Source organism: Arcticibacterium sp. GJ41-1 (assembly GCF_055808875.1).
In genome coordinates, this window is record NZ_CM147888.1 from 4,935,001 (window position 1) to 4,959,240 (window position 24,240).

24 protein-coding genes (1 of these 24 only partly in view) are annotated in these 24,240 nt (G+C 37.9%); 13 read left to right on the top strand and 11 right to left on the bottom strand.

Features of this window, described 5'->3' with window-relative positions; genetic code table 11:
• Together AC0L6O_RS20405 and AC0L6O_RS20410 are read left to right on the top strand one after the other, a co-directional pair.
• Nucleotides 1-1,501 carry the 3' portion of an OmpA family protein gene (locus AC0L6O_RS20405; RefSeq protein ID WP_473305005.1) on the top strand. It extends 140 nt beyond the left edge of the window, so the window shows 1,501 of its 1,641 coding nt (coding positions 141-1,641); its start codon lies off the left edge, out of view; it ends in the stop codon at nt 1,499-1,501.
• A gap of 42 nt (nt 1,502-1,543) precedes the next feature.
• Nucleotides 1,544-1,984 carry a peptidylprolyl isomerase gene (locus AC0L6O_RS20410; RefSeq protein WP_473305007.1) on the top strand — a complete coding sequence of 147 codons (441 nt, stop codon included), beginning with the start codon at nt 1,544-1,546 and terminating at the stop codon, nt 1,982-1,984.
• Between the two features lie 100 nt (nt 1,985-2,084).
• Here AC0L6O_RS20410 and AC0L6O_RS20415 read toward each other — a convergent pair whose 3' ends face one another.
• From AC0L6O_RS20415 to AC0L6O_RS20425, 3 genes are all read right to left on the bottom strand, one after another.
• Nucleotides 2,085-4,433, bottom strand: coding sequence for a glycosyl hydrolase family 28 protein (locus AC0L6O_RS20415; RefSeq protein ID WP_473305008.1), 2,349 nt, complete (start codon nt 4,431-4,433; stop codon nt 2,085-2,087).
• A gap of 125 nt (nt 4,434-4,558) precedes the next feature.
• Nucleotides 4,559-5,389 (bottom strand): 5-dehydro-4-deoxy-D-glucuronate isomerase, encoded by an 831-nt coding sequence (gene kduI, locus AC0L6O_RS20420; RefSeq protein WP_473305009.1) that lies wholly within the window; start codon nt 5,387-5,389, stop codon nt 4,559-4,561.
• Between the two features lie 20 nt (nt 5,390-5,409).
• Nucleotides 5,410-6,171, bottom strand: coding sequence for an SDR family oxidoreductase (locus tag AC0L6O_RS20425; RefSeq protein ID WP_473305010.1), 762 nt, complete (start codon nt 6,169-6,171; stop codon nt 5,410-5,412).
• A 243-nt stretch (nt 6,172-6,414) separates the two neighbouring features.
• Between AC0L6O_RS20425 and AC0L6O_RS20430 the strand changes: the two genes are divergently transcribed.
• Nucleotides 6,415-7,425 carry a LacI family DNA-binding transcriptional regulator gene (locus AC0L6O_RS20430; protein WP_473305011.1) on the top strand — a complete coding sequence of 337 codons (1,011 nt, stop codon included), beginning with the start codon at nt 6,415-6,417 and terminating at the stop codon, nt 7,423-7,425.
• A 2-nt stretch (nt 7,426-7,427) separates the two neighbouring features.
• Here the strand turns inward: AC0L6O_RS20430 and AC0L6O_RS20435 are convergent, their stop codons facing one another.
• Genes AC0L6O_RS20435 through AC0L6O_RS20445 form a run of 3 tightly spaced genes read right to left on the bottom strand, consistent with a single transcriptional unit; the run spans nt 7,428 to nt 10,569 of the window.
• The gene (locus AC0L6O_RS20435; RefSeq protein ID WP_473305012.1) at nt 7,428-7,859 is read right to left on the bottom strand and encodes a nuclear transport factor 2 family protein; all 432 of its coding nucleotides are present in this window, start codon (nt 7,857-7,859) and stop codon (nt 7,428-7,430) included.
• Nucleotides 7,860-7,904: 45 nt separating this feature from the next.
• Nucleotides 7,905-9,062 carry an alpha/beta hydrolase family protein gene (locus tag AC0L6O_RS20440; protein WP_473305014.1) on the bottom strand — a complete coding sequence of 386 codons (1,158 nt, stop codon included), beginning with the start codon at nt 9,060-9,062 and terminating at the stop codon, nt 7,905-7,907.
• Between the two features lies 1 nt (nt 9,063).
• Complete coding sequence (locus AC0L6O_RS20445) at nt 9,064-10,569, bottom strand: alpha-N-arabinofuranosidase (RefSeq protein WP_473305015.1); 1,506 nt, start codon at nt 10,567-10,569, stop codon at nt 9,064-9,066.
• Between the two features lie 247 nt (nt 10,570-10,816).
• On the opposite strand from AC0L6O_RS20445, the gene AC0L6O_RS20450 reads away from it, so the two are divergent.
• Both AC0L6O_RS20450 and AC0L6O_RS20455 read left to right on the top strand, forming a co-directional pair.
• Nucleotides 10,817-11,686, top strand: a complete 870-nt coding sequence (locus AC0L6O_RS20450; protein WP_473305016.1) for an acyl-CoA thioesterase — start codon at nt 10,817-10,819, stop codon at nt 11,684-11,686.
• Nucleotides 11,687-11,690: 4 nt separating this feature from the next.
• Complete coding sequence (locus tag AC0L6O_RS20455) at nt 11,691-12,161, top strand: hypothetical protein (RefSeq protein ID WP_473305017.1); 471 nt, start codon at nt 11,691-11,693, stop codon at nt 12,159-12,161.
• Nucleotides 12,162-12,170: 9 nt separating this feature from the next.
• On the opposite strand, the gene rsmG is transcribed toward AC0L6O_RS20455, so the two are convergent.
• Both rsmG and AC0L6O_RS20465 read right to left on the bottom strand, forming a co-directional pair.
• The gene (rsmG, locus tag AC0L6O_RS20460; protein WP_473305019.1) at nt 12,171-12,794 is read right to left on the bottom strand and encodes a 16S rRNA (guanine(527)-N(7))-methyltransferase RsmG; all 624 of its coding nucleotides are present in this window, start codon (nt 12,792-12,794) and stop codon (nt 12,171-12,173) included.
• 49 nt (nt 12,795-12,843) lie between these two features.
• Nucleotides 12,844-14,055: a glycosyltransferase gene (locus AC0L6O_RS20465; protein ID WP_473305021.1), complete on the bottom strand. Its 1,212-nt coding sequence runs from the start codon at nt 14,053-14,055 to the stop codon at nt 12,844-12,846.
• 211 nt (nt 14,056-14,266) lie between these two features.
• Here AC0L6O_RS20465 and tgt point away from each other — a divergent pair, with 211 nt between their 5' ends.
• Nucleotides 14,267-15,397, top strand: a complete 1,131-nt coding sequence (gene tgt, locus AC0L6O_RS20470) for a tRNA guanosine(34) transglycosylase Tgt (protein WP_473305022.1) — start codon at nt 14,267-14,269, stop codon at nt 15,395-15,397.
• 72 nt (nt 15,398-15,469) lie between these two features.
• On the opposite strand, the gene fusA is transcribed toward tgt, so the two are convergent.
• A complete protein-coding gene (gene fusA, locus AC0L6O_RS20475) occupies nt 15,470-17,581 on the bottom strand; it encodes an elongation factor G (RefSeq protein ID WP_473305024.1) in 2,112 nt (703 codons plus the stop codon).
• Nucleotides 17,582-17,834: 253 nt separating this feature from the next.
• Here fusA and AC0L6O_RS20480 point away from each other — a divergent pair, with 253 nt between their 5' ends.
• The 3 genes from AC0L6O_RS20480 to rpsG all read left to right on the top strand — a co-directional run bounded on the left by AC0L6O_RS20480 (nt 17,835) and on the right by rpsG (nt 19,302).
• Nucleotides 17,835-18,155, top strand: coding sequence for a DUF3467 domain-containing protein (locus AC0L6O_RS20480; protein WP_341227534.1), 321 nt, complete (start codon nt 17,835-17,837; stop codon nt 18,153-18,155).
• Between the two features lie 169 nt (nt 18,156-18,324).
• A complete protein-coding gene (gene rpsL, locus AC0L6O_RS20485) occupies nt 18,325-18,708 on the top strand; it encodes a 30S ribosomal protein S12 (protein WP_111373596.1) in 384 nt (127 codons plus the stop codon).
• Between the two features lie 123 nt (nt 18,709-18,831).
• Nucleotides 18,832-19,302, top strand: a complete 471-nt coding sequence (gene rpsG / locus AC0L6O_RS20490) for a 30S ribosomal protein S7 (RefSeq protein WP_341227535.1) — start codon at nt 18,832-18,834, stop codon at nt 19,300-19,302.
• Nucleotides 19,303-19,429: 127 nt separating this feature from the next.
• Here the strand turns inward: rpsG and AC0L6O_RS20495 are convergent, their stop codons facing one another.
• Together AC0L6O_RS20495 and AC0L6O_RS20500 are read right to left on the bottom strand one after the other, a co-directional pair.
• Nucleotides 19,430-19,891: a TonB-dependent receptor plug domain-containing protein gene (locus AC0L6O_RS20495; protein ID WP_473305025.1), complete on the bottom strand. Its 462-nt coding sequence runs from the start codon at nt 19,889-19,891 to the stop codon at nt 19,430-19,432.
• Nucleotides 19,892-20,081: 190 nt separating this feature from the next.
• On the bottom strand, nt 20,082-20,783 hold the full coding sequence (locus AC0L6O_RS20500; protein WP_473305027.1) for a hypothetical protein: 702 nt from the start codon (nt 20,781-20,783) through the stop codon (nt 20,082-20,084).
• 254 nt (nt 20,784-21,037) lie between these two features.
• Here AC0L6O_RS20500 and trpC point away from each other — a divergent pair, with 254 nt between their 5' ends.
• From trpC to AC0L6O_RS20520, 4 genes are read left to right on the top strand one after another with little or no spacing between them, the layout of a single operon-like run.
• Nucleotides 21,038-21,865: an indole-3-glycerol phosphate synthase TrpC gene (trpC, locus tag AC0L6O_RS20505; RefSeq protein ID WP_473305028.1), complete on the top strand. Its 828-nt coding sequence runs from the start codon at nt 21,038-21,040 to the stop codon at nt 21,863-21,865.
• Nucleotides 21,862-22,506, top strand: a complete 645-nt coding sequence (locus tag AC0L6O_RS20510; protein ID WP_473305030.1) for a phosphoribosylanthranilate isomerase — start codon at nt 21,862-21,864, stop codon at nt 22,504-22,506. Before trpC ends, AC0L6O_RS20510 begins: the two co-directional genes overlap by 4 nt.
• A gap of 60 nt (nt 22,507-22,566) precedes the next feature.
• A complete protein-coding gene (trpB, locus tag AC0L6O_RS20515; protein WP_473305031.1) occupies nt 22,567-23,760 on the top strand; it encodes a tryptophan synthase subunit beta in 1,194 nt (397 codons plus the stop codon).
• Between the two features lie 40 nt (nt 23,761-23,800).
• A complete protein-coding gene (locus AC0L6O_RS20520) occupies nt 23,801-24,214 on the top strand; it encodes a Dabb family protein (protein WP_473305032.1) in 414 nt (137 codons plus the stop codon).
• Nucleotides 24,215-24,240: the final 26 nt, after the last annotated feature.

Here is a 24,240-nt window from a genome sequence, read left to right on the forward strand (position 1 = left end):
ATATTTTGTAAGAGTTAGCCATCCCTCCAATAATCATGGAAAGAGCGGGAGTAATGATGTTTGGTATACACAACATAGATCTGATGGAAGATGGTCTATTGCCAGAAAAATGCCAAACACTATTAATAAGGACAAGTATAATGATTTGTTCAGTATTTCGCCCGACGGAAACACCGTCCTTATAAGAGGTGTATATAAGAATGGAAGAAAACAGAATGAAGTAGGTATTTCTAAATGTCAGAAAACTAAGACAGGCTGGACTCAACCTGAGAAACTAGACATTCCTAAACTAGATGCTATGTGTAAGGGACAATATTTGTCGGCCTTTTTAACCAACAATGGTAAGGTCTTGATTCTTGGCTTTGCTGAAAAGAAGAACAGTAAAAATGATGACTTATATATAAGTAGCCTTGGACGTGATGGAAAATGGAGTAAACCTGAAAGCCTTGGACCTGACATTAACACGGGGAGTAGCGAGACCACTCCATTTTTAGCGTCGGATGATTATACCTTATATTTTGCCTCTGACAGAAAAGGTGGTCAAGGTGGTTCAGATATTTGGGTAAGCAAAAGAACTGATAGAACTTGGAAGAAATGGTCTACTCCTATAAATCTTGGAGAAAAAATAAACTCTCCTGAAGATGATTACTACTATTCTATTACCGCAACAGGTGAATATGCTTACATGACCACAAAAAATGAAAGCATAGGTAAAGGAGATATTATAAGGTTTAAACTTCGTGACAATTCAGAAAGTGAAGAGGTGGTGGGTGCCCTACAATCATCAAACAATGATATTGAAAGTAAAACTGCTAAACCAAAAACAAAGGAAGAGCTAGAAAAAGAAAAGCTTGACGCCTTAACATCTCCCAACCCTGTGGTTATGCTAAGTGGAAAAGTGATTGACACTAAAACTCAGCGACCAATTGAGGCACGTATTATATATGAGACATTTCCAGGTGGTGAAGAAATTGGCGTAGCTAATACAAACCCAACTACTGGAGAATACAAAATAGTACTGCCATACGGCCAAATGTACACTGTGAGGGCGGAAGCGAATGACTTTATTGCTATTGGTAAAAACATTGACCTTACAGAGGTAGGCTCCTTTAAGGAAATAAAAGGAGAGAACTTGGAGTTAGCTCCATTATTAGCAGGGGTTACAGTAGCAATGAGTAACATCTTCTTTGAATTTGCTTCAGCAAATCTTGAAAAAGAGTCTTTCCCAGAACTTGATAGGCTGGCAGGTGTATTACTGGCAAATAAAAACATGACTATAGAAGTACAAGGACATACGGATAATGTAGGTTCTCCAGAAGCAAACCTTAAGCTTTCTCAGGCTAGGGCTAATTCTGTGCGTGATTATCTGTTGACTAAGAACGTGCCCATTGAAAAAGTAGCCAGCGTAGGTATGGGTATGGGTAAGCCAATTGCCTCTAATGCTACCACCGAAGGACAGGCTAAAAACCGTCGTGTAGAATTTATTATTACCAAAAAGTAAATCTTTCTACCTTTGCGGCTTCATATAAAAAAACATTGAAGGATGAGCAAAGCACAGATGATAACCGAAAAAGGCACAATGGTCATAGAATTTTATGACAATGATGCCCCATTGGCTGTAGAAAATTTCAAAAAACTAGCCTCAGAAGGCTTTTACGATGGTTTAACTTTTCACAGAGTGATTCCTAACTTCATGGTTCAGGGTGGCTGCCCTAACGGCGTAGGTAATGGTGGACCAGGTTACAACATCCCTTGTGAACTAGATGGTGAACTTCAATATCACGACAGAGGTGTACTTTCTATGGCACATGCTGGAAGAAACACTGGAGGATCACAATTTTTTATCTGTCATAGCAGAACTAATACTGCTCACCTAGACAGAAACCATACTTGTTTTGGTAAAGTAATAGAAGGTGTAGATACCGTAGACGATATCAGACAAGGAGACAAAATTGAGAAAATTGTCATTTTAGATGAAGCTTAATTCCTTAAGCTTATTTCTAGTCTAATCTGGACACATCTATATATAAGAAAAGCTAGCCTCGCGGCTAGCTTTTCTTATTATGTCCTAAATCGTGAAAGCATCACTTCCATTTCACTGATTTTTTGGAAGCTTTATTTAAAAAGGTTGTCTTTTGAAGAGCTCCTTCTTTTGAAGTATTTCTTATTTCTACTCCTTTAGTGTTAGCTCCATTTACTTCCATGAATGTTTTCTTGTTTCCGCCATAGTTTAAGTTGTCAATGTTTAGACCATCTACATTGTTAAGCTGCACTACGGTTTTACTTGAACTTGTCAAATTAACATTTATCAAATCAATATTCTTTGCCTCTGTAAGTTGAATCCCGTTATTTGATGTGATGTTGGCATTTGAAATGGTAACATTTTCAATTTGTGCTTCTGGAATTCCTCGCATCATAATGGCAGCTTCCGCTCCTTTGCAATAAACTCTATCAATTACGAAATTTCTAAAAATAGGTGTTCCCTCATCAAAAGGCTTTGCCTCAATTGGTGGAAGACCATGATCCTCTCCTATCAAAGCCACCGGGTCTTTAGCTGCATAATACATATTAAATCGGATAGCTTCTCCCAGAATATTATTCATATTAATATCAGAGATAAAAATATTTTCGACAACACCACCTCGGCCACGGGTTGTTTTAAATCTCAATCCTATATCTGTACCAAGGAAATTGCAATTATTAACAAATAGGTTATTCACTCCGCCAGACATTTCTGAGCCAATCACAAAACCACCGTGCCCATGATACACCGTAGTATTTCTAACGATAAAGTTTGAAGTGGCTACTCCTCGAGCTCGTCCTGAAGCATCTCTACCTGATTTAATGGTAATGGCATCATCACCCGTATCAAAAGTACAACCCTCTATTATTCCATTTGTACATGATTCCACATCTAAAGCATCATTGTTTTGACCGTACCACGGATTCTTAACATTGACATTTCTTATAATTAAGTTTTTGCAAAGCAAGGGATGTAAGGTCCAAGCTGGAGAGTTTAAAAATGTAACTCCTTCTATCAATATATTCTTACAGTTGGTCAAACTCACCATATTTGGTCTTAAGAAATCTTTGATAGCTTCATAATCGGTTTTGGTTTTCCCTTCTACTTTTTGATTAGTCCATTCTCTGTTTTCATTCCCATACTTTGATTGCTCAGAGGGATACCAAGCTGTCTTTTTATCATCCAAAACACCACCTGATTTAATAAGTGCCGCCCATTGAGATTCTGTCATCTTTGATTTCTTGACTTGTTTCCACACCTGACCTGCTCCATCCATGATTCCTTTACCAGTAATAGCAATATTGACCAAGTTAAGTCCCCAAATAGGTGCGTGACTTCTGTAAGCGTCTAAACCTTCCCAAGTTGTTTCTACTAATGGATAGTCATCCCTATTATCAGAAAACTGCACAAATGCACCTTCTTCTAAATGAAGATTGACATTACTTTTAAGATCTATAGGTCCAGAAAGCCAAAAACCTTTTGGAATTAGCACTACGCCGCCACCGTTTTTCGAAGCTACCTCAATAGCCTGATTAACGGCCGTATGGCATAAAGTAAGTCCGCCACTTTGTGCACCGTACTTTATAATATTTAATGTGTCTTTCTTAAAAGCGGTCTCATTGACCGTAGGCAGCTCATAAGCATACTTAGTTGGGTATGGTGATTTTAGTAAAAAATGTCTTAACGGCTGACCAAGAGCTACCAATTCTGTCGCAACTATCTTTGACATTAACTCTGCTCCGTATGGCGAGAAGTGCGTATTGTCAACCAAACCATCTGGAAATTTGTCATAAATACCTGGTAAAACATGCATATAAAGGTCTTTGGTATCTTCTACACCCATTTCAGTTAGCAAGTCCATACTCTTTTGGTGCATGTCAATCATAGGTACATTAAGTTCTTTAGCTAGTTCACGAACCACCAAAGGATAATCTCCATGCTGATCTATAAAGTTTCCGTTTTCGTCAAACTTTCTTCTACTTACTGGAGTCAACAAAATTGGAATACCTCCTTTGGCTTGTGTTTCCTTAACATATCTTCTTAAGTTCTCTTTATAATCTGTGTGCGGAGCTGCATATCTAGCTGGGTCCTTTTCTTTTTGGTCATTATGACCAAACTGAATGAACACATAATCTCCCGGCTTTAATTGCTTATCTACCTCTGCCCAATGACCTAAATCACGAAAACTTTTAGTGCTTCTTCCGTTTCTAGCATGGTTTTGAATTTCTACTTTGTCCGTAAAAAGTTCATGAAAAACTTGCCCCCAGCCTGTTTCTGGAGCATCATACACTTTTTTATTAGCCATGGTACTATCGCCAATCATGAAAATAGTTAGTGCTTTTTTATCTGCAGATTTAAACGCAGTTATCACAAAAAGGCATAGTAATAGATAGACACTTTTTTTTATCATATCAATAGGTTAAAGTTTAAAAGATTGTTTTGATAGTACTAAGGATTTAGTACCAAAGAACTAACTCAGAGAGAGAGTCTAAAAAAAAGAGACTACCCCATAGGTATGAGATAGCCCTTTTAAAATTATTTCAAAGAATTGAGGGGAATGTGATCCATATCTGTAAAGTCCTTATTTTCTCCTGCCATAGCCCAAATAAAGGCATAATTGGAAGTACCACTTCCTGAATGGATAGACCAAGGTGGAGATATAATAGCCTCTTGGTTTTGAACCCAAAGGTGTCTTGTTTCATCTGGTTTACCCATAAAATGCATTACACCTTGATTTTCTGGGATATCGAAGTAGCAGTAAATTTCGCTTCTTCTATCATGCGTATGAGCTGGCATGGTATTCCAAACGCTACCCGTATCTAAGGTAGTAAGCCCCATTACCAGCTGGCAGCTCATAAGACCATCATTATGGATATACTTATAAATGGTTCTTCTGTTTGATGTTTCGGCAGAACCCAAGGTTACAGGAAGAGCCTCTTCTTTAGTATAAGAAGCATTAGGATAAGTATGATGTGCTGGAGCCGATAACAAAAAGAATTTAGCAGGATTAGCAGCATCATTTGAAGAAAATACAATGCTCTTTGTTCCTTTTCCTAAATATACACAGCCTAATTTATCTAATTTAAAAACTTCACCGTCAGCAGTTACTGTTCCTGAGCCACCAATGTTAATTACGCCTAGCTCGCGTCTTTCTAAAAAAAACTCACTTTTAAAATCTTCTGGTGCCTCTAATGCTAAATCTGATTTTACAGGACTGGCACCACCAGTTACCATTCTGTCATAATGTGTGTAGGTTAATGTAATTTCATTTTCTACAAACAGGTTTTGAATCAAAAAGTTTTCTCTCAACTCTTTGGTGTTCATTCTCTCTACCTCTCTTGGGCTAGATTCGTATCTTGAGTTCATTTATCTTTATATTTTATTTTTTATCTGCCCATCCAACCACCGTCTACGGTAAGAATGGTTCCGTGTACATAATTTGAAAGTTCTGACGCCAAAAATAAAGTTGGACCTGCAAAATCTTCAGACTCTCCCCACCTTCCTGCAGGAATTCTATCTAAGATTGACTTACTTCTCTCTGGATTATTTCTTAAGGCTTCTGTATTATCCGTGGCTATATAACCCGGAGCTATCGCATTTACATTGACACCACTAGCTGCCCATTCATTTGCAAAAGCTTTTACCAAACTTCCTATCGCTCCTTTGCTGGCTGCATAGCCTGGCACAGTTACACCACCTTGGAAAGTCAATAAAGAAGCAGTGAAAATCACTTTTCCTGATTTTCTTTTTACCATTTCCTTTCCGAATTCTCTGGTAAGGATAAATTGTGCATTAAGGTTAATGTCTATTACTTTATCCCAATATTCATCTGGGTGCTCTGCAGCAGGTTTTCTGAGAATAGTTCCTGCATTATTTATCAGAATATCAATAATTGGGTGTTCAGCTTTAGCAGCATTTATAAACGCATACAAAGCATCTCTATCTCCAAAATCAGCTTGATAAGCGTAAAACTTTCTTCCCATGCCCTCTACAGCAAGTTGGATATCACTACCGTCTAACTCTAAACTGGCTGAAACTCCAATAATATCTGCACCAGCAGCAGCCAGTCCTTCTGCCATTGCAAATCCAATTCCTCTTTTACATCCCGTAACCAAGGCTACTTTACCACTAAGGTCAATTTTTGTCATTGATTCTCTTTGTTTTCTGCAAATCCAATAAAAAACTGGACTCATACAAGATTAGGTAATAGGTGAAAGTATGCCTAACATATCCCATGGTTTTTTTGTGCAATCGATATCGGGAACGTTGCCATTAATTTTTTTTTACTATATTAAACGTAGAATTGACATTTAATATTAACCAAAAGATCATACTTGACGTTGTATTTTGCGATATTTACAATTACTAAACCATTCTAAACAAATTTTTTATTGGAAACTATAACCATTAAAGACATAGCAAAAGCCTTAAACCTCTCCACATCCACGGTGTCTCGTGCAATAAGAGGTAGTTATGAGATTAGCGATGCTACAAAAAAATTGGTTTTAGATTATGCGGAAAAAGTAAATTATAGGCCAAACCCAATTGCCCTTAGCTTACGCGAAAACAAAAGTAGAAGCATAGGAATCATTGTTCCAGAAATTGCTAATAACTTTTTTTCTAATGCCATTAATGGAGCCGAAGATGTAGCTCAGAAAAGAGGCTATCACGTTATGATATTTCAAACAAGGGAGTCTGACCTTAAAGAGAAGGCTTGTTTGGAACATGTACTTTCTAGAAAACTAGATGGTGTACTTATTTCTCTTTCTGGAAGTACTCAAGATTATACTTATTTAGAACACCTACTTAAAGGTGAATTTCCGATGGTTTTCTTTGACAGAGTACCTGATGGGGTTAAGGCAAACAAAGTGGTAGCCAACAACTTTCAAGGTGCTTTTGATGCTACGGAGCATTTGATTAAAACTGGTAGAAAGAGGATTGGTCATATTACTAGCCCACCTATTTTATCAATTACCAAAGAACGATTAGCTGGTTATAAGGCCGCCTTAGAGAAACACAATATTCCTTATAATGAGAATTTGGTGAAATTTATGGAGTTTGATTACAGTATAATTGCTGAAACTATCAAAAAACTCATAAAAGAAGAAAACCCAGATGCACTTTTTACAGCAAGTGATAGATTAGCATTAAGCTGCTATGATGCCATTAAAAGTCTTAATGTAAAAATACCTGAAGAAGTTGCGGTAGTTGGTTTTACCAATCTAAAAGTAGCTAACCTTCTGAGTCCATCAATGACCACGGTCACCCAACCAGCTTTTGATTTAGGTGCCGAGGCTGTCAATATTTTGATTGACAATATTGAAGGAAATAAAAGGGATATGACTTATAAGCAGTTAGAACTTCCAACTTCCTTAGAAATCAGGGCTTCTTCCAAAATATAAGGTTATTTTCTCCTAACCGACTGTCTAGCTAAAAGTACCCAACCTTTCTTTTGTTTTAGCCAAACCGTCATTATATGTAGTTTAACTTCAGCTGGATTACCTCCATCTAAAGTCTTCGCATATAAATCATGACGTACAATAGCTGTCATTCCAAGTGTTTCAATCGTTTGGTTTGACAATTCTATTTCGGTGAAATTTGATGCCTTAGACACTAAAGCTTCAATAAACTGGTCTCTATTTTCAAGTTTCCCATCAGAATGACCATACGTCAACTTAAAGTGTGTAATAGATGTAAGGCCAGCTTTAGTAGGCTGCACCATTAATTGGCGTAATTCTTCTACACTGTTTTCAAGATTTGGTTGCTGTGCATTTGCAAAACCACAAATAGATAAAAATAAAATAACTAGAAACGATGTTGTTTTTGTTTTGTTCATTTTGAATAGGGTTATTAATACTGCTTAAATTTAATAGGAGTTTGCTTAATAAGCATCTATCGCCATCACTAAAGTTTCATTTCCCATGGCTGCATCAGCTGGCCTTGGGTATTCTTGATTAAAAACACTTAATTCCTCTGAGCTCAGAATGGTGTTTTTTGACTCGTCAAAGCTTCCATTGACCAAAATTCTATCTGTGCTTAGACCTAAATGTTTTGCCAAAAAAGCATAAGCCGCTTGTCTTTTGGATGGGCCATAATCATGCTTTTCATTAGCTAGGTGCACATTCTCTATGTTTTGCTCCGCATCAAAAAAGCCGTAAATCCTTTTAATATGAGGAACAGCCACTTCAGGGTTATTCTGTGTCCAGTCCCCACCATCCGAAATTAGTAGAAGTGGTTTTGGAGCAAAACAAGCCGCAATTTCTACATTAGAGGTTTTATGATGCTCTCTTACGTGAATAGGCATCCCGCTCTCACACTGACAACCGCCAAAAAAGTAGGAAGAAACCATGACTACAGGCACAGAAACACTAATTCTGTCATCTAGAGCTGAAAGTAAGAAAGTTTGTGTTCCACCTCCAGACTCTCCTGTCATGGCAAGCTTACTCGTATCTACTTCAGCTAATTGCGAAAGGAAATCCAAAGAACGCACTCCTGTAATCAGTTGACCTTTTAGCACATTTCTAATTTTATGTTCGGCTTGTTTCATGTCACCTTGCCCCACCATATCATAAGCAAAAACTACTGCTCCCATTCTGGCCAATGTAGCACAGCGTTGCTGCGTGTATTCTTTAAATCTTGGGTCTGGTCCATGCCCATGCGGGCAAAGTATACCCGGAACTTTTCCTTTTATAGCCGTTGGTCGGTATAAATTTCCAGAAACATATACACCTTTAAATGCTTCAAAGAATACATTTTCTACCGTGTAGCCATCAAAGACTTTTTTTGAATGTATGGTGGCGTTGACTTTTTCATTTCTTACCAACTCGTCAATTTCGGCTCCATCTAAAATTCCTTGACGAATAGCGGTAGCTCTCTCATCCCATTCTTCTTTATTATTATAAAGTTTAGCTAGGCGTACATGTTCTGCTTTCCCTTGTTCTGCTGTGAAATATGCTCCTTGGCGGAGTTCAAAACTGTTTTGAGCGAAGCACCAAGTTGTGGCAAAAATTAGTGTTAGAAATAATTTGATTGTTTTCATGTTAATTCAGTTCCAAAACCAACACAGAAAAAGGAGGTACCACTACATCAATTTTGTTATTGATAAGTTTAGCTCCGCTGAATTTCTGTGGTGTTATTTTATTAGGGTTGTCAAATGTATTATGGTCTTGAATACTTGGTGCAGATAAAATTCTTCCAGAAACGTTCTTGAAGTTTTCACCCCTAAGGTCAAGATTTATCTTGTGGCTTTTGTTCATATCAATGTTGACTACCGATACGTGTACTTTGCCATCATCATCTTTTGATGCAGAAGCAGAAATGGCAGGAAGCTTTTTATCACCAAAAATATAATCTTCTGTTTTAAGGTAAATTGGAATTTGCACAGCATCTTGATGAATTTTATACATTTCCATCACGTGATACGTTGGTGTCAAAATAATTCGCTCCTCATCTGTAAGAATTACTGCTTGAAGCACATTAACCACCTGAGCAATGTTTGCCATTCTCACTCTATCCGCATGATTATTGAAAATATTAAGCGTCATTCCTGCTATCATGGCATCACGCATGGTGTTTTGTTGATACAGAAATCCGCCATTAGTTCCAGGCTCCACATTATACCAACCACCCCATTCGTCTACCATCATGGCTACTTTCTTTTCAGGGTCATATTTGTCCATAATGGTGGAGTGCCCCTGAACTAGCCTTTCCATATCCCATGCTCTAGACATGGTAGTGAAATACATATTCTCATCAAAATCAGTGGCGGAGCCCTTATCTGCCCAGTCTATTACCGAATAGTGATGCACTCCTATTCCCTCTAACATTTTGTGAGGAATGTCTCGCATCATTACTTCCGTCCAGTGATAATCATCATCAGATGCACCAGAGGCAATTCTAAAAAGTTTCTCTTTTGAATCCCAGCTAGTATTTACATACGTAGCATATCTTTTATATAGGTCTGCGTAATATTCGGCTGTCATGTTTCCGCCACAACCCCATGTTTCATTCCCTATTCCCCAGTATTTTACTTTGAAAGGTTCTTCATGACCATTTTCTGCACGTAAATCTGACATTGGACTTTTGCCAGAAAAATTCATGTACTGTACCCATTCAGACATTTCTTGAACAGTTCCACTACCTACATTTGCCGAAAAATAAGGCTCCGTACTTAACTGGCGGCAAAGCTCCATAAACTCATGTGACCCAAAAGAATTATCTTCAGTCACATTTCCCCACCAAGTATTCACAATGGTTGGTCTCTGTTCTTTTGGCCCAATTCCATCTTTCCAATGATAGGTATCTGCAAAACATCCGCCAGGCCAACGCAGGTTTGGAATATTTAAGTTTTTAAGAGCTTCCACCACATCTGTTCGCATTCCATTAATATGCGGCACTAGTTTATTTTCTTCCCCAGCATAAAGTCCTCCATATATACAGCGACCTAAATGTTCTGAAAAATGCCCATAAATGTGTTTATTGATAATAGTCTCTCCTAAGTCTGTATTTAAGACAATCTTGTTTTGAGCTAGAGAAATCAACGGCATGCACAGGAATATAAATAGACCAAATGCGAAGTTTTTAGTGAGATTCAATGTTAAATCAATTAGGTTGAAGTCACAATTTATCTATTAAGTAGAGATATACCAAGATTTTAAATCGGTTGAATTGATAATAAATACCTATTTGGAAGTTAAAAAATTAGAGTCAAAGAAATGCCGTAATTTTGAGCTTCATTAACAAAACAGAATTCTACGACAGTAGAAACAAATAAAACATAGCTTCAACAACAACATGAAGGACATCAACGAACTTATAGAACTAATTGAATTAAAAGAGCTCTCACCAAATATTTATGTGGGGCAAAACTACCAAGCTCCGTGGAATAGAGTTTTTGGTGGACAAGTACTTTCTCAGGCTGTAAGTGCTGCATATAAAACAGTGCCTAAAGATAGATTTGCTCACTCTATGCATGCCTACTTTTTATTGGCCGGCGATATTTCTATTCCTATTCATTACGAAGTGGAAAGTGTAAGAGACGGCGGAAGTTTTAGTACCAGAAGAGTGGTAGCAAAGCAAAATGACGTTCCTATATTTATTACCTCCATATCATTTCAATCAAAACAAGAGGGATTTGACCATCAAATTGACATGCCAAACGTGGTAGGCCCTGAAGGTTTAAAGTCTGATGAAGATTTGGTAAACAAGTACAAGCTTTTTGTTCCCCAAAATATCCTTCAATCTATCAAAACACGTCCTTTTGAATTTAGACCGGTCGAAAAGTTGAATGTATTTGACAGAAGTACCAAACCTCCATACAAACACATTTGGTTTAAAGCGAAAGAAAAAGTAGAAGGTGGGCTCGATGTACATCAGCAGCTCTTAACATACGTTTCTGATTATAATCTTTTAACCACTGCTACCCTACCACATACTAAAGGCCCTATTCCTAAAGATTTATTTATGGCCAGTCTTGATCATGCTATGTGGTTTCATCGTGATTTCAGAATTGACGAGTGGATGCTTTATGCCCTAGACAGTCCGAGTGCTTCAAACACGCGTGGATTTACCAGAGGAAATATTTTCACTCAAAAAGGTAAACTGGTAGCATCCGTAGTGCAGGAGGGCTTAATTAGAAAAGCAAAAAAAGGAACATTGAAATAAGCATATGAAATTAATAGCGGCTTTGGGGTTTGCTCTAACTTTGGCAGCATGTAATAGTGGGTCAAACGAAAGTACAATTGACAATGAAATGATAGTGGAAGCTCCTGTGGAGTCAATAAACTCTATAAATCTTTCAACGTTTTCCGAAAGTGAATTTCCAAAAGTTATTGATGGCTGTGCCTGTTATTATAAAGAAAAAGGTAAAGAAGATGAGGGTTTCATTTATGTAGACGATTTCTCTAGGCTTGCCTTTATCAAAATTGGAGACACTTTTGAGTCGCTAGAAATTTATGAATCTCATGATGAAGACGGTGTGGTTTATCATAAATGCAGAGCCGAGCACTACGGAATAGAAATAAATTTAAAGGAAATTAGCCATGAAGATGAAACCTGGCAGTATGAAGGCACCATAGAAATCGACAAAATAGATGGCAGCAAAAAAACTATCCAAGTAAGTGGAGAATGCGGCTGTTAAGAAAAAAACTTAAGCGAATGGTACGTAAATAACCTTCTTGGTCTCAAAGAACTCTTCTTCCAAAAAATCAGCAAGCAAATGCTCTTGATAAGGGCGTTTTGCTTCGTTGAGTTCTTCTTCCAAATCTCCTCCTTTCAAATAGAGAATCCCATTATCTAAAGAATTTATAGATCTAGTTTCAAACTTTTGATGAATCCAGGCTATGAATGGCTTCATTCTGGTTACAGCACGACTTACTATAAAATCATATTTGCCTTTAACATTCTCTGCACGTTCGTGCTGAGCGGTAAGATTTTTCAAACCAAGTGCTTCCGCCACTTCATTAACTACCTTAATTTTCTTTCCAATAGAGTCTACCAAATGAAACTGAACTTCAGGAAACATAATAGCCAATGGAATACCAGGAAAACCACCGCCAGTTCCTACATCTAAAACCTTTGAGTTGGGTGCAAACTGATAAACCTTCGCTATTCCTAAAGAATGAAGCACATGCTTTTCGTACAAAGCATCCACATCTTTTCTAGAAATAACGTTGATTTGAGCATTCCAAAGTGTATAAAGCTCAAGAAGTTGAGCAAACTCACCCTTCTGTTTCTCTGTTAAATCTGGAAAGTATTTTAATATAATGTCCATGAATACGGAATTACTGATTCAAAAATTGAACGTCAAACGACGTCTAAACCTATCTCCACTTAATTTTCTTTGGATTTGAGAACAAAGACATTATTCCAAAAACCACCAAATAAGCAAAATATAAAAAGTCTAGAAGTAGAATCTTGCCAGAACTTACTGTAAGGCCTAGTTTCTTATTTGTCAATGACAAAATTAACCAACGAAGCAGTAACCAAGAAATAAAAACTCCAGTAACTACCCTCATCCAATTGGTATAAGGCAAATACTGTTGCCAGCCTATGCTATCAAGCCACTGTTCAGAAACTCTCATCCAATCTGGCAAGACAAACCATGATGGTTCAGAAACGAATGCCGGAATAATAAAAAACCAACAAGCCAAGAAACTCAACCAAAGCATAGCTATACTAAATTTATCTCTCGCTTTATATTTCTTCCCTACTGAAAGGTGTCTCCTTTTTTGAGTTACCCAAGAATCAAAGGTAGTTTTAGGCTCTGAGCTTACATAGGAGTCATAGTTTAAAGCAATCTCCGTATTACTACCTTTTGAAACTTCATTTATAAAGAGGTCATCATCTCCACTTAAAAGTCCCATGTGAGTAGAGAAACCTTTATTCTGCCAAAAGCATTCTCTTCTATACATCAGATTTCTTCCTACGCCCATAAAAGGCATACCTACTTTAGCAAAAGACATATATTGCAAAGCGGTTTGAAAAGTTTCGTATCGTATAAAAGCGTTTAAGAGACCTGGATATTTGTTATAAGGAGAAAAACCAAGCACCACTTCTTTGCCATCAGAAAGTTTGGCAACCATTTCCTTAATCCAATTTTTACTTAAAGGCCTACAGTCGGCATCGGTAAGCAGAATCACTTCTTTAGTTGCCTTTTTTATACCCATGGTTACTGCATATTTTTTAGCAGTAAAGTGTTCGGGTAAAGCCTTTACATTAACAAAAGAAAGGTTTTTGTAGGCTCCTTCATTGGTTCTTAAATAATCATAGGTTCCATCAGAAGACCTATCATCTACCACCACAATCTCAAAATTTGGGTAATCTTGATTGTCAAGAAGGGGTAGCAATTCTTTTAAATTATCCAGCTCATTCCATGCTGCCACAATAATGGATACGCCTACAGGCTTTGATTTCGTTTCCGTTTCAGAGCTAACTTCACGTTTTAAAATCGCAGTAAAAACAAACAGCAAATAAATCAGCTGTATTAAAATAGCTGTTCCAAAAATTGCCGGAAAAATATAATCCCAGATCACTTAATAATAGTGGTGTTTTTACGCTCCTAGAATAGTCTCTCCCAAATTGATGAAGAAGTCATTCTAAAAATTATAGTGTTAAATATCCTCAAAGATAATAACTATTCTGATGTATTAATGTCTTAAAAAATCTTTCAATCAATTTCATTTCAAGTGATTCCGTCTTTAAAATTATTTTCAGGCTACCATTAATTAGACTTAATTTTGCAGGATGAAATTTGAGCTAAAAAAAACAGACGCTGGCAGCAAAGCACGAGCAGGAAAAATCTCCACAGACCACGGTGATATATTAACACCCATCTTTATGCCTGTGGGTACCGCAGGAACCGTAAAAGGCGTTCATCAACGCGAATTAAAAGAAGACATTCATGCTCAAATAATCTTAGGAAACACCTACCACCTATACCTAAGACCGGGTTTAGATGTGCTCCAAAAAGCCGGTGGCTTACATGGCTTTAATGGCTGGGACAAACCCATTTTGACTGACAGTGGCGGTTACCAAGTTTTTTCTCTGAAAGAAATGAGAAAAATTACCGAAGAAGGAGCTAAATTCAGTTCACACATTGACGGGTCAAAACATATGTTTTCTCCGGAATATGTTATGGATATTCAGCGAGTTATAGGTGCAGATATCATCATGGCTTTTGACGAATGTACGCCCTACCCTTGTGATTATGGCTATGCAGAAAACTCTATGCACATGACCCACAGATGGTTAAAAAGGTGCATTAAGCGTTTTGATGAAACGGAACCTATTTATGGTCATAGTCAAACGCTTTTCCCAATTGTACAGGGAAGTGTTTATCCCGACTTACGAAAGCAATCTGCTGAATTTATAGCGGAGCAAAACAGAGAAGGAAATGCTATTGGTGGTCTTTCTGTAGGAGAACCTGCCGAAGACATGTATGCCATGCTAGAAGTGGTGAATGATATTTTACCAAAAGAAAAGCCTCGTTACCTGATGGGAGTGGGTACTCCTGAGAATATTTTAGAAGGAATAGCTTTAGGAACTGATATGTTTGACTGCGTTATGCCAACCCGAAATGCCAGAAACGGGATGCTGTTCACTACAGAAGGTATTATCAATATTAGAAACAAAAAGTGGGAAGATGATTTTTCTCCAATTGACCCTAATTTAGATTGCTACGCATCAAAATTCTATACCAAAGCCTATTTAAAACACCTTATTAAATGTAAGGAAATGTTAGGCTCGCAAATAGCCAGTGTACATAATCTAGCTTTTTATATCTGGTTAGTAGAGCAAGCTCGTGAACATATTCTAGCTGGAGATTTTGCTACTTGGAAGCCAAAAGCTATCAAGCAGTTTATGCAACGTTTATAATTTCAAAAGCTTTAAAACGAGAAAAGCAGCTCAAATGAGCTGCTTTTCTTATATCTAGAAGGTTCGTAAATCCTACTCTCCTTTTTCTTTCTTGATAACATCTTCTGCAAGGCTTTGCGGAACGAAATCATAGTGAGAGAAAGTTAAGTTGGCTGTAGCACGACCTGAAGAAATAGTTCTTAGGTCAGTTACGTAACCGAACAATTCAGAAAGAGGAACAGAAGCCTTGATCACTTGAGAACCTTGCTTAGTATCCATTCCTTTCATGATACCTCTTCTACGGTTCATATCACCTGTGATAGGACCAGTATACTCATCTGGAGTTAAAATCTCAACAGCCATAACTGGCTCCAATAATTTAGCACCAGCTTCTTTTCCAGAATTACGGAACGCTAAACGAGCCGCCATTTCAAAAGAGAATGAGTCAGAATCCACGTCATGGAAAGAACCATGAACAAGAGATACTTTCATACTATCCACTGGGAAACCAGCTAAAGGACCATTTTTCATAGCCTCTCTAAATCCTTTCTCTACAGAAGGAATAAATTCACGTGGAATAGCACCACCAACAATTTTATTTTCAAACTGTAATCCTGGTACAATTTCTTTTCCATCTTCTGGCTCATCTGCAGGTCCCATTGAATAAACAATGTCTGCAAATTTACCACGACCACCAGACTGCTTCTTGTAAACTTCTCTTCCTTCGAAAAGTTTTGTTAAAGCCTCTTTGTATGCTACCTGAGGAGCACCTTGGTTAATCTCTACTTTAAACTCACGACGCATTCTGTCAATGATAATGTCAAGGTGAAGCTCACCCATACCTCTCATGATAGTTTGACCAGTTTCTTCGTTAGTCTCTACTTGAAGTGTAGGATCTTCTTCAATCAACTTCGCAATAGCATTACCGAATTTATCTTGATCAGCAGTTTTCTTAGGCTCAATAGCATATCCAATTACTGGATCTGGGAAGTTCATTGATTCAAAAACAATTGGATGATCTACATCAGATAATGTATCTCCAGTTTTGATATCCTTAAATCCTACTACCGCAGCAATATCACCAGCTTGCAATTCATCAATTTGATTTTGCTTGTTGGCGTGCATTTGGAAAATTCTAGAGATACGCTCTTTCTTACCATTTCTGTTATTCAAGATATAAGACCCAGAAGGCAATGTACCTGAATAAGAACGGATAAAGCAAAGACGACCTACGAATGGATCTGTTGCAATTTTAAAGGCCAAAGCAGAAAACGGTTGAGTGCTATCTGGAAGACGCTTAATTTTTGCTTCTGTTACAGGATCTGTTCCAATGATACCGTCTCTATCTAATGGAGAAGGTAAAAGCTCCATAACATAATCCAACATTGTTTGAACACCTTTGTTTTTAAAGGCAGAACCACAAAGCATTGGAACAATGTCCATACTAATTGTAGCAATTCTCAATGCATTGATAATTTCTTCAGCAGAAATAGACTCAGGATCTTCAAAGAATTTCTCCATCAATGACTCATCAGCAGATGCTACTGATTCCAATAGCTGCTCTCTCCAGTGAGCTACATCGTCTACCATGTCAGCAGGAATCGGAACTTCTGTAAAAGTCATTCCTTTATCTTCCTCATTCCATATAATACCTCTGTTATAAACAAGGTCAACAACACCTTCAAAGTTTTCTTCGTTTCCAATAGGTAACTGAAGAGGAACGGCGTTACTACCTAACATTTCTTTAACCTGTGCACACACGTTTAAGAAATCTGCACCTTGACGGTCCATTTTATTAACGAAACCAAGACGAGCAACATTATAGTTGTTTGCTAGTCTCCAGTTAGTTTCAGATTGTGGCTCAACACCATCAACCGCAGAAAACAAGAATACAAGACCATCTAAAACTCTCAATGATCTATTCACTTCCACCGTAAAGTCTACGTGACCAGGTGTGTCAATGATGTTCATGTGATAGTTTTCGTTCTTGTACTTCCAGTCTAGCGTAGTAGCAGCAGAAGTAATGGTAATACCTCTTTCTTGCTCTTGCTCCATCCAGTCCATTGTGGCAGCACCATCATGAACCTCTCCAATCTTGTGACTAACCCCTCCGTAATAAAGGATACGTTCTGTAGTTGTAGTCTTACCTGCGTCAATATGAGCGGCAATACCAATGTTTCTTGTGTATTTTAAATCGCGAGCCATTATTAAATATTTTACTTATTTTAGACCTAAATCGTTGACTGTCAACAGAATAGGACTTACAAAACTTTAAAAGTCACCTTTCTGTTTTCGGGGTGCAAAAGTACGCATTTTTTTTTGACAAATAAACTATCCCATTAAGTATAAGTTTAAGATTATCAAAATAACATTGCCTTTCAATAAATTTCTTAAGACCGAAACAGTGCAATCGAAAACAATTAATTAGTTTTGAAAATAATTGCTAAACGCCGTAATAATGACAAAAAACACAAAAGCTAACGACCAACAGATTAACATTGAACTATCTGAAGAAATGGCAGAAGGAGTATATGCTAACCTTGCCATGATTGCCCACTCTAATTCAGAATTTGTCATTGACTTTATAAGATTGATGCCTGGCGTTCCTAAGGCAAAGGTTAAATCAAGAATTATACTTACTCCTGAGCACGCCCAAAGATTGCTTGTAGCTCTGCAAGATAATATTAGCAAATACGAAGATAACTTTGGTGATATTAGAGAAAGTAATGAGTCGGTTCCCTTTCCAATGAACTTTGGAGGACCAATGGGAGAAGCTTAATAGCCTATTTATACCTTTATAATATAGCGGGAATTTTATACATCTTCAGCACTGTCAAGATATTGATAGAAAACTTTTAATGTCATGGCATAGGAATGAAATAAATTTCTGTACCTTTGCACTCCCTTTTTAAGGGAGTATTTATTTTTTAACATTTTTAATTTTTACAATGCCTACTATACAACAGTTAGTAAGAAAAGGAAGAGAGCAGCTTAAGCATAAGTCGAAATCTCCTGCATTGGATTCTTGCCCACAGCGTCGTGGCGTTTGTACTCGTGTTTACACTACTACTCCTAAGAAGCCAAACTCGGCCCTTAGAAAAGTAGCTCGTGTAAGACTTACAAACCAAAAAGAAGTGAACGCATACATTCCGGGTGAAGGTCATAATCTACAAGAGCACTCTATCGTATTGATAAGAGGTGGTAGAATCAAAGATCTTCCTGGTGTACGTTATCACATCGTTCGTGGAGCATTGGATACAGCAGGTGTAGCGAGTAGAATGCAAGGTCGTTCTAAGTATGGTGCTAAAAGACCAAAAGCAGCCAAAAAGTAGTCCCCATTGTTTTAAATTAGGGTAGCAATACCCAATGATATATAAAACAGGGAAGTAATGTTACTCATTATGAGTAATGTGAATTAGTTTTTTAAAACGAAACCTCATTAAAAAAACAAAGAAATGAGAAAAAGAAAACCGCCAAAACGTTACGTATTGCCTGATCCTAAGTTCAGAGACACTAACGTTACAAAATTTGTAAATAACTTGATGATTCAAGGTAAAAAAAGCTTGGCGTACAGCATTTTTTACGGAGCATTAGACTTAGTTGAAAAAAGAACTGAGGAAAATGGCCTTGAAACATGGAAAAAAGCATTGAACAATGTTTCTCCATCTGTTGAAGTAAAAAGCCGTCGTGTAGGTGGTGCTACTTTTCAGGTGCCTATCGAGGTTCGTGTAGAAAGACGTCAGTCTTTAGGCATGAAATGGCTTATTAGCTATGCTCGTAGAAGAGGAGAAAAAACCATCACAGAACGTTTAGCTGGTGAAATTATCGCTGCTGCTAAAGGTGAAGGTGCTGCCGTTAAGAAAAAAGACGACACGCACAGAATGGCAGACGCCAACAAAGCATTCTCTCACTTTAGAATGAGATAATAGCCTACGGCTCAAAAGAAAAACCTTCTCCAGAAATGGTGAAGGTTTTTTTGTGGGTAAAATCTTACTTTGAAAATGTAATTATCCTACATCACATTTTTGTCAAATAAGTAAGTTTTAGTTTAAATCACTTTTTGGTTTTTATGATAACGACTCCATTGCCACCTCTGTTACCATATAAGGCGGTAGCCGATCCATCTTTAAGTATTGTCAAACTTGCTATATCTCTAACTTGAACCAATGCTTGTACTTCTCCTAAACCACCACTCAAAGGCACTCCGTCCACCACAAAGAGAGCTTCTGAAGCTCCATACATAGTTTTAACTCCTCTAAGCGTTACACGGGCATTATAACCTGACCCATTTACATTTAAACCTGGCATTTGTCGAAGATAACTTTCCATAGTGATATTCTCATCTTCCACTGCTACCGACTTACCTGAACTTGAGCTAGACCGTCTGTCCTTCTTCGTAAAACCATCGTCTATTACATCATTTTTTTTGAAGTTGTTATTATTAGAGGATGATGGCTTATTTCTACAGGAAGCGAACATTAAAACAGACAGCAATACAACAATTATCTTTTTCATTTTTTCTCAAAATTAGTTTTGAAGATAATAATTTTGTTTGACATATCTTATACAAATAAAACCAATGCCTTAACGGAAATATTCTAAGGCATTAAAATGACAAACGAACAACAACCTCAAGCCAAAAAAAACCTTCACTAAAATGGTGAAGGTTTTTGAAGTCTATTAAATCTCGAAAATATATTTGCTATTAACCTGGCAAAGGAGCACCTACTGCCACGGCACAATCATGTCCTGGCTGACCATGTGCTGGATTCACTTTCCCAACATTGGCAGGTAAACCAAAATTAGGCGTAGCCGCTGGTGCTGGAGCTGAGATACTGGTAGGAGCCGCTGCACCCTTAGCAGGTAATGGAGCCCCTACCGCTACTGCACAATCATGACCTGGCTGACCATGTGCTGGATTTATGTTTTTTAAATTAACATTAAGATTAGGAGTACTAGCTACTGTTGGTTTTGATGCTGTTAAGCTACTCAAGGCATTTGCTGGAGCTGCTGAAGGCACGGCTGCAGTTGAAGTCTGGGCTACTGGGCCCGTTGGCAATGGAGCTCCTACCGCTACATCGCAATTATGACCTGGCATACCATGAGCAGGGTTTAAACCTGAACCAGAAGCACTAAAATTAGCTGGAGCACTTAGGTTCATTAACTTACCAAGCTTAGTTGGTGGATGAACCACTGTTCCTGAAGGTTGAGTACTTACTTGAGAAAGACTCGCTTCTGAACTTGTGTTAGCAGTAACCGCCGCAGGAGCCTCTCCTACACTACTTGCTGCAGTCGCTGATGAGGCACTCTGAGTCATTGCTGATCCACTCCCATTGTCAGAATTACATGCAAGCATCCCTAAGGAGATAAAACCGGCTATTAAAAAAGTACTTTTTTGAATTGTCATAATATTAGGAAATTGATTTATATCCGTATAAATACAATAATAAAGCCAAGTATCCACACTAAAAACTTTAAGAAGAACTAAATCGAGTAAACCCTTCATTTTGTGGACGTTTCATCTATAAATTTTCCAATACTTTTTCATCTAGCATTCCTTATGTATATCAAACTTCTGCTTTATAAACCGACTGGAATGACTTACACTTTTCCATAAAATTGGTTTTAAATCTTAGCTTAAACCGTACAAAAATCTCATTTTTGCAAACCAAAAGCATCCCAAAAGATAGCATGACCATTCTTGATACCATAGTAGCACAAAAGAAACTTGAAATAGAAAATGCCCAGAAGACCGTCTCTATAGCAGACCTTCAGGCAACAGAGCATTTCAAAAGAGAAGGTTTGTCTTTAAAAGCCTCTTTAACTAAGGTTGGTTCTTCAGGTATCATTGCCGAATTTAAAAGAAAATCACCTTCAAAAGGATTCATCAAAGCTGATGCGGATGTAGCGGAAATTACGTCTTGCTATAGCAACGCGGGTGCGGCAGGCATGAGCGTTTTGACCGACACAGAGTTTTTTGGTGGCAGCAAAGATGATTTACTAAAAGCTAGAGCCGCTAACCCAAATACGCCAATTCTTAGAAAAGATTTTATGGTAGATAGCTATCAAATCTATGAAGCTAAAGCGTGGGGAGCTGATGTAATTTTACTCATAGCCGCTTGTCTTGACGGTGAGCAAATTGACACCTTAAGCACCAAAGCTCATGAGTTAGGTTTGGAGGTTTTATTAGAAATTCATAATGAAGAAGAGCTTGAAAAAAGTCCTTTGAAGCATATTGACGTCATTGGCGTGAATAACAGGAATTTGAAAAACTTTGCTGAAAGCAATGTAAACGCCTCTCTTGAGCTTATAAAGATTATACCAACAGAAATGGTTAAGATATCTGAAAGCTGTATTAGTCAAACGGCTACTATTAAGCAGCTAAAAGAAGTTGGCTACCAAGGCTTTTTGATTGGTGAAAATTTCATGAAAACAGAGAACCCAGGAGCAGCACTTGAGGGTTTTATTAAAGAAATAGAAGCCCAATGAATTTGAAACTTAAAGTCTGTGGTATGAGAGATAACCAAAACATCAAAGATGTTTTGACAGTCAAACCAGACTATATGGGTTTTATTTTCTTTCATAAGTCTCCGCGAAACTTAGCGGAAAACTGGTCTCCAGAAATACTTCAAAATTTCCCAGATAGCACAAAGAAGGTGGGTGTTTTTGTGAATGAAACCTTAGAAGTTGTCATAGATAAAGTAAAGAAGTATAAGCTAGATATGGTGCAGCTTCATGGCAGCGAATCTGTGGCTTATTGTCAAAAGTTACAGAGCCTTAAAGTCTCCGTAATGAAGGCCTTCTCTGTAGATGAAGACTTTGACTTTGAAACCGTAAAGCCTTATCAAAAGGCATGTACCCAGTTTCTTTTTGACACCAAAGCCAAAGTTGGCTACGGTGGTCATGGAAAAACTTTTGACTGGTCTTTATTAGACCAATATACCTTAGATACACCCTTCTTATTGGCCGGGGGCATAGACCTTAACAATTTAGAGGAATTAAAAAACATTGAAAACCCTGCCTTAGCAGGCATTGATGTCAATAGCAAGTTTGAAATTGAACCTGCTTTAAAAGATATAGAAAAATTGCGTCAGCTAAGAAAAGCTTTAGATAGATTAAACAGTAATTAAGACCATTTTTAAAGACTTCTTGGCTATTTTTACCGCTTAGATTTTCAGAATAAACGATACATGTTGCAAATAGAGAATTCAGCTTTTGCTGTAAACGAAAGAGGATATTATGGAAACTTTGGCGGAGCATGGATTCCTGAAATGCTTTATCCTAATGTGGAAGAGCTTCGCAAAAACTACCTAGATATTATTTATAAGGACGAATTTCAAGAGGAATTTAACGACCTTTTAAAAAATTATGTAGGCAGGCCAACCCCTTTATACTTTGCCAATAGGCTCTCGGAAAAGTATCAGACAAACATATACCTCAAAAGAGAGGATTTGTGCCATACGGGTGCTCACAAAGTTAATAACACCATAGGTCAAATTTTACTAGCTAAAAGGCTTGGTAAGAATAAAATAGTAGCTGAAACTGGTGCAGGACAGCATGGTGTAGCCACCGCTACGGTGTGTGCTTTAATGGGAATAGAGTGCATAGTGTACATGGGAGAGGTGGACATAGAACGTCAAGCTCCAAACGTAGCCAGAATGAAAATGCTTGGTGCAGAAGTTAGGCCTGCCAAAAGCGGCTCAAGAACCTTGAAAGATGCTACCAACGAAGCCATGCGTCATTGGATTAATAATCCTACGGATACGCATTATATTATTGGCTCGGTGGTGGGACCTCACCCCTACCCAGATATGGTAGCGAGGTTTCAATCGGTTATTTCAGAAGAAATCAAAAAACAGCTTTTAGAGCATACAGGAAACGCAAACGCCGATTATGTGGTGGCTTGTGTAGGTGGTGGCTCTAATGCCGCTGGAACCTATTTTCATTACCTAGACGAACCTTCTGTTAAGATTATTGCAGCGGAAGCGGCTGGGCATGGTATCACCACAGACAAGTCTGCGGCTACCACGTTTCTTGGCAAAAAAGGTGTTTTACATGGCAGCAAAAGCCTTTTAATGCAAACAGCTGACGGGCAGGTGGTAGAACCACATTCTATTTCGGCTGGTTTAGACTATCCTGGCATAGGGCCAATGCATGCTCACCTATGGGAGTCTGGCAGAGCCAAATTTTATGATGCTACTGACGACGAAGCTCTGGCGGCTGGTTTTGAACTGACTAAACTGGAAGGTATAATTCCAGCCATAGAATCTTCTCACGCACTGGCTGTTTTAGGAAAACTAAACGCGGGCAAAGACGAAACCGTGGTGGTGAGCCTTTCTGGAAGAGGAGACAAAGATTTAAGCACTTACATGAAACATTTATAATCAACCTTTTTGGCTACCGCCAAATACAAAACCCTTAGCAATGAAAAATACACTTTTAGTTTTATCAATCGCGTTTTTAGGAATGGCTTGTCAGCCACAAACGGAGACAAAAGAAGAAGAAGTAACAGAAACAGTAATGACAGAAGATACAGCAAAGCTTAGACACGTGGTGATGTTTAAATTTAAAGATGACGCCTCAAAAGAAGCCGTAGACGCAGTGGTAGCCTCCTTTGAAAACTTACCAAACGAAATTCCTGAAATCAAAGGATTTGAATGGGGCACTAACAACAGCCCTGAAGGTTTGGATGAAGGATTTACCCATATTTTCACCCTTACTTTTGACTCAGAAGAAGGAAGAGCTGTTTACTTACCACATCCTGCCCACAAAGCGTTTGGCGAAGGTTTAGGTCCAGTTTTAGACAAAGTAATGGTGCTAGACTACTGGAAAAAGTAGGAAAACCATAGTTCAAAAAATTATTA